Annotated in this window: 1 protein-coding gene and 1 pseudogene; both read left to right on the forward strand. The window is 75.2% G+C overall.

Annotated features, from left to right (window positions below; all coding sequences use genetic code 11):
- Window positions 1-961, forward strand: a 961-nt coding sequence (locus tag AE652_RS21460; protein WP_049653974.1) for a beta-ketoacyl reductase, incomplete at its 5' end; no start/stop codon positions are given.
- A 26-nt stretch (window positions 962-987) separates the two neighbouring features.
- Window positions 988-5,780, forward strand: a pseudogene (locus tag AE652_RS21465) (SDR family NAD(P)-dependent oxidoreductase); the annotation flags it as partial.

Below are 5,780 nucleotides of genomic sequence, written 5' to 3' on the forward strand. Positions count from 1 at the left end.
CGCGGCCTTCGTGCTCTTCTCCTCCGGTGCGGGCGTGTTCGGCAGTGCCGGGCAGAGCCTGTACGGGTCGGCGAACGGTTTCCTGGACGGTCTGGCGGGGTGGCGTCGTGAGCGGGGTCTGCCGGCGGTCTCACTGGCCTGGGGCCTGTGGGCTCAGGCCAGTGGGCTGACCGGCCACCTGGACGAGGCCGATCGGGCCCGGCTGGCCCGGGGCGGCCTGGCGGCCATGGCGACGGAGGAGGCGCTGGCCTTGTTCGATGCCGCGCTGCGTTCTTCGGAGGCGGTGCTGGTCCCGACCCGGTTGGACCGCGACGCGCTGCGCGGGCAGGCGGCGGGCGGCGAGTTGAACCCGCTGCTGCGCGGCCTGGTCCGCACCCCCCGCCGCACCGCCGCCACCGCCGGGGCACCGGCCGGCGACGGCCGTGAGGTTCTGTTCCGCAGGCTCTCCGCGGTGGGCGAGGCCGAACAGCTCCGGCTGCTCCTGGACCTGGTCCGGGCCAGCGCGGCCAAGGTGCTCGGCCAGAGCATCGACGAGACGGTGAAGCCCGCTCAGGCGTTCAAGGACGTCGGCTTCGACTCGCTGACCTCGCTGCGGATCCGCACCAGCCTCACCGAGGCCACCGGTGTCCGGCTCCCGGCGACCCTGGTCTTCGACCACCCGACCCCGGCCGCCGTCGCCGAGCACCTGCGGGACCGGCTGGGCCTGGCGGGCTCGGTGGCCGTGCCGCCCGTCCTGCTCGAACTCGACCGGCTGGAGCAGGCGTTGGCGGCCACGGCCGGGACGGCCGGTGCGTCCGGGGCGCCCGACGGACTGCGCGCCCAGGTGGCCGCCCGGCTGGAGGCCCTCACCGCCCGCTGGGCGGAGTCGGGCGAGGAGCCCGAGGCCGAGGGCGTCGACCTGGGCGCCGCCTCGGACGACGAGCTCTTCGACCTGATCGACAACGAACTCGGCCTTTCCTGATGACGGATACGAGGAAGAACCCCATGTCGAACGACGACAAGCTGCGCGACTACCTCAAGCGCGTCACGGCCGACCTCCAGCAGACCAGGCGCCGCCTGCGCGACGTCGAGGCCCGGCGCACCGAGCCGATCGCCATCGTCGGGATGGCCTGCCGGCTGCCCGGCGGCGTCGCCTCCCCGGCCGACCTGTGGCGCCTGGTCCACGACGGCACCGACGCCATGGCCCCGTTCCCCCGCGACCGGGGGTGGGACGTGGACGGCCTGTACGACCCCGACCCGGACGCCGCCGGGAAGACCTACGCCGAGCAGGGCGGCTTCCTTGCCGACCCGGGCGGCTTCGACGCCGCGCTCTTCGGGATCTCCCCGCGCGAGGCGCTGGCGACGGACCCGCAGCAGCGGCTGCTGCTGGAGACCTCCTGGGAGGCCCTGGAGCGGGCCGGCATCGACCCGGCCTCGCTCAAGGGGCAGCCGGTCGGCGTCTACGCGGGCCTGATGTACCACGACTACGCGCACCACGTGCTCAACCTCCCGGAGGGCCTGGAGGGGTACTTCGGGATCGGCAACTCGGGCTCGGTCGCCTCCGGCCGGGTCTCCTACACCCTCGGTCTCGAAGGCCCGTCGGTGACGGTGGACACCGCCTGCTCCTCCTCGCTGGTCGCCGTCCACCTGGCCGCGCAGGCGCTGCGCGACGGCGAGTGCACGCTGGCGCTGGCCGGCGGTGTCGCCGTGATGGCCACGCCAGAGGTGTTCGTCGACTTCGCCACCCAGCGCGGCCTGGCGCGCGACAGCCGCTGCAAGGCGTACACGGACGGCGCCGACGGGACCGGGCTCGCCGAGGGTGTCGCCGTCCTCCTGCTGGAGCGGCTGTCGGACGCCCGGCGGCTGGGGCACGAGGTGCTGGCCGTGGTCCGGGGTTCGGCCGTCAACCAGGACGGTGCGTCCAATGGCCTCACTGCCCCGAACGGCCCCTCGCAGGAGCGGGTGATCCGGGCGGCCCTCGCCAACGCCCGGCTGACGGCGGCGGACGTCGACGCCGTCGAGGGCCACGGGACGGGGACCTCGCTGGGCGACCCGATCGAGGCGCAGGCGGTGCTGGCCACCTACGGGCAGGGCCGTCCGGCCGAACAGCCGCTCTGGCTGGGGTCGTTGAAGTCCAACATCGGCCACACCCAGGCGGCGGCCGGTGCGGCCGGTGTCATCAAGATGGTGGAGGCGCTGCGGCACGGCGTGCTGCCGAAGAGTCTGCACATCGACACACCCACCTCGAAGGTCGACTGGGACTCGGGCGCGGTCGCGCTCCTCACCGAACGCCGCGACTGGCCGGAGGTCGACCGGCCGCGCCGGGCCGCCGTCTCCTCGTTCGGTGTCAGCGGCACCAACGCCCACGTGATCCTGGAGCAGGCCCCGGTCGGGGACGCCCCGCAGCCGGAAGCCGAACCGACCGGTGCCGCACTGCCGTTGGTGCTGTCGGCCGCCTCCGAGGACGCCCTGCGGGCCCAGGCCGGCGCCTGGGGCCGGCTCCTGGCCGAGCAGCCGGACACCGGCCTGGCCCGTACGGCCCGTACCCTCGTCACCGCGCGGGCCGCGCTGGAGCAGCGCGCCGTGGTGGTGGCCGCCGACCGCGCGGACACGGTGGCGGCGCTGGACGCGGTGGCACGGGGGGAGGAGGCGGCGGGTGTCGTCTCCGGCCGGGCGGAGGTGAGCGGCCGGTCGGTGTTCGTCTTCCCGGGTCAGGGTTCCCAGTGGGTGGGGATGGGGCGTCGGCTGCTCGCGGAGTCGGCGGTGTTCGCGGAGGCGCTCGGTGAGGTCGACAAGGCTCTGAGGGCTTATGTCGACTGGTCGTTGCTGGATGTGGTGAACCAGGTGCCGGGTGCCGCTTCGTTGGAGCGGGTGGATGTGGTGCAGCCGGTGTCGTTCGCGGTGAACGTCGCGCTGGCGCGCCTCTGGGCGTCGCTGGGTGTCGTTCCGGACGCGGTGGTGGGCCACTCGCAGGGGGAGATCGCGGCGGCGCACGTCGCGGGCATCCTCTCGCTGGACGACGCGGCGGCTGTGGTGGCGCTGCGGTCGCAGGCCATCGCCCGTGGTCTGGCCGGACGCGGCGGCATGGTGTCGATCGGGCTGCCGCTCGCCGAGGTGACGGGCACGCTGCCGGACGGTGTCGAGATCGCGGCCGTGAACGGCCCCTCTTCGGTGGTCGTGGCTGGTGACCCGGCGGGTCTGGACACGCTCGTCGTCTCGTACGAGGAGCAGGGCGTGCGGGTGCGCCGGATTCCGGTGGACTACGCCTCGCACACCTCGCACGTGGAGTCGATCGAGGCCGAACTCGCCGAGCTGCTGGGTTCGGTGAAGCCGCAGCCGGCCGTCGTCCCGTTCCTGTCGACGGTCGAGGGCCGCTGGCTGGAGGGCCCGGAGTTGGACGCGGGGTACTGGTACCGCAACCTGCGGCAGACGGTCCGCTTCGCCGAGGCCGTCGAGACCCTCGCCGGTGACGGTTTCCGGGCGTTCGTCGAGGTCAGCGCCCACCCCGTGCTCGCCCACGCCGTCGTCGAGGCCCTGGAGGAGGCCGTCCAGGCGCCGACCGTCGTCACCGGGACCCTGCGCCGCGAGGACGGCGGCTGGGACCGCGTCCTGCTCGCCGCCGCCGAACTCCATGTGCACGGCCTGCCCGTGGACTGGTCCACGGCCTTCCCGGACGCCGCCCTCCTCCCCGCCTCCGAGCTGCCCACCTACCCCTTCCAGCACCAGCGCTACTGGCTGGAGACCCGCCCCGCCACCGACGTGGGCGCCGCCGGGCTGGCGCCCGTCGGGCACCCGCTGCTGGGCGCGGCGGTGCAACTGCCCGAGGGCGGGGCGCTCCTCACCGGACGGCTCGACCCGAAGGACCACCCGTGGCTCGCGGACCACGCCGTCGCCGGCACCGTCCTCGCCCCGGGGGCAGCGCTGCTGGAGCTGGCCTCGCGGGCCGGAGACGAGGCGGGCACGCCCACCGTCGAGGAGCTGGTGATCGAGGCCCCGCTGCTCGTCCCCGGACGCGGCGCCCTGCAGCTGCACCTGCGGGTGGACGCGCCGGAGGACGACGCCGCCGACAGCCGGCGGCCGTTCGCCCTGTACTCGCGGCCCGAGGACGGCGAGGGCGGTGCCTGGACCAGGCACGCCACCGGGTTCCTGGCCGGCGAGCAGGCACCGGACACCGCCGCCCCCGGCGCGTGGCCGCCGGCCGGCGCGGAGCCGGTAACCCTGGCCGGCTTCTACGAGCGGCTGGCGGACCGCGGCTTCGGCTACGGACCGGCGTTCCAGGGGCTGCGGGCCGTCTGGCGGCTCGACGGCGAGGTGCACGCCGAGGTGTCCCTGCCCGCCGGCCGGGCCGCCGAGGACTTCGGCATCCACCCGGTGCTGCTGGACGCCGCCCTGCAGGCCACCAACTTCCTGGGCATCGCCGAGCCGGAGCCGGGCCACGTCCTGCTGCCGTTCGCCTGGAACGACGTGGCCCTGTTCGCCACGCGTCCCACTGCTCTGCGGGTGCACGCCCGGCAGACCGGCCCGCACGCGTTCTCGCTCGTCCTCACCGACCCGACCGGCGGACCGGTGGCCTCGGTCGGCTCCCTGTCGCTGCGGCAGGTGCCGGTCGACCGGCTCGCCGGCCTCGGCGGGGCCGGTACCGACCACCTCTACCAGGTGGGCTGGACACCTCTCGTCCTGCCCGCCGGCGCCGCCGGTGTCGCCGCCCCGGCGGTGCTGGACCTGACCGCCGGGACGGCCGAGGGGCCCGAGGGCGCCCGGGCGCTGGTCGGCCGGGTCTCGGAGTTCCTGCACCAGGGACTCACCGATCCCGCCCGGAGCGGGGCGCCGCTGGCGGTCGTGACCGGGCCCCCGGACGCGGACCCGGCGGTCAACGCGGTGTGGGGGCTGGTCCGTTCGGTCCAGCAGGAGCAGCCCGGCCGGATCGTGCTCCTCGGCGGCGAAGGGACGGGCTTCCCCGCCGCGGCGGTGGACCCGTCGGTGGTGGGCGGCCTGCTGGCGTCCGGCGAGACCCAGGCGCTCTGGCGCGACGGCGGTGTGGTGGTGCCGCGTCTGGCGCGTGCCTCCGCTCCGGCCTCCGCCGACGGGCACGGCGTCCTGGATCCGGCGGGGACGGTGCTGGTGACCGGTGGTACGGGGACGTTGGGCGGATTGGTGGCCCGGCATCTGGTGGAGTCGCACGGGGTGCGGCGGCTGCTGTTGGTGAGTCGTCGCGGTGTGGCGGCGCCGGGTGCGGCGGAGTTGGTGGCCGGGCTCGAGGCGCTGGGTGCCGAGGTGGAGGTGGTGGCCGCGGACGTGTCGGACCGTTCGGTGGTCGACGACCTGGTCCGTCGGGTCCCGGTGGAGCGTCCGCTGACGGCGGTGGTGCACACAGCCGGTGCGCTGGCCGACGGCGTCTTCGAGACGCGGTCGGCGGAGGAGCTGGGGGAGGTGTTCGCCCCGAAGGCGGACGCGGCCTGGCACCTGCACGAGGCGACCGAGGGCCTGGGTCTGGCGGCCTTCGTCCTGTTCTCCTCCGGCGCCAGTGTCTTCGGGAACGCCGGGCAGAGCCTGTACGGGTCGGCGAACGGGTTCCTGGACGGTCTGGCCGGGTGGCGTCGTGAGCGCGGTCTGCCGGCGGTCTCACTGGCCTGGGGCCTGTGGGCTCAGGCGAGTGGGCTGACCGGGCACCTGGACGAGGCGGACCGGGCCCGGCTGGCCCGGGGCGGTCTCAAGGCCCTGGCGACGGAGGAGGCGCTGGCGCTGTTCGATGCCGCGCTGCGTTCTCCGGAGGCGGTGCTGGTCCCGACCCGGTTGGACCG

Origin of the sequence: Kitasatospora sp. MY 5-36 (genome assembly GCF_001182915.1) — a bacterium.
In the GTDB taxonomy this organism is placed as follows: Bacteria; Actinomycetota; Actinomycetes; order Streptomycetales; family Streptomycetaceae; genus Kitasatospora.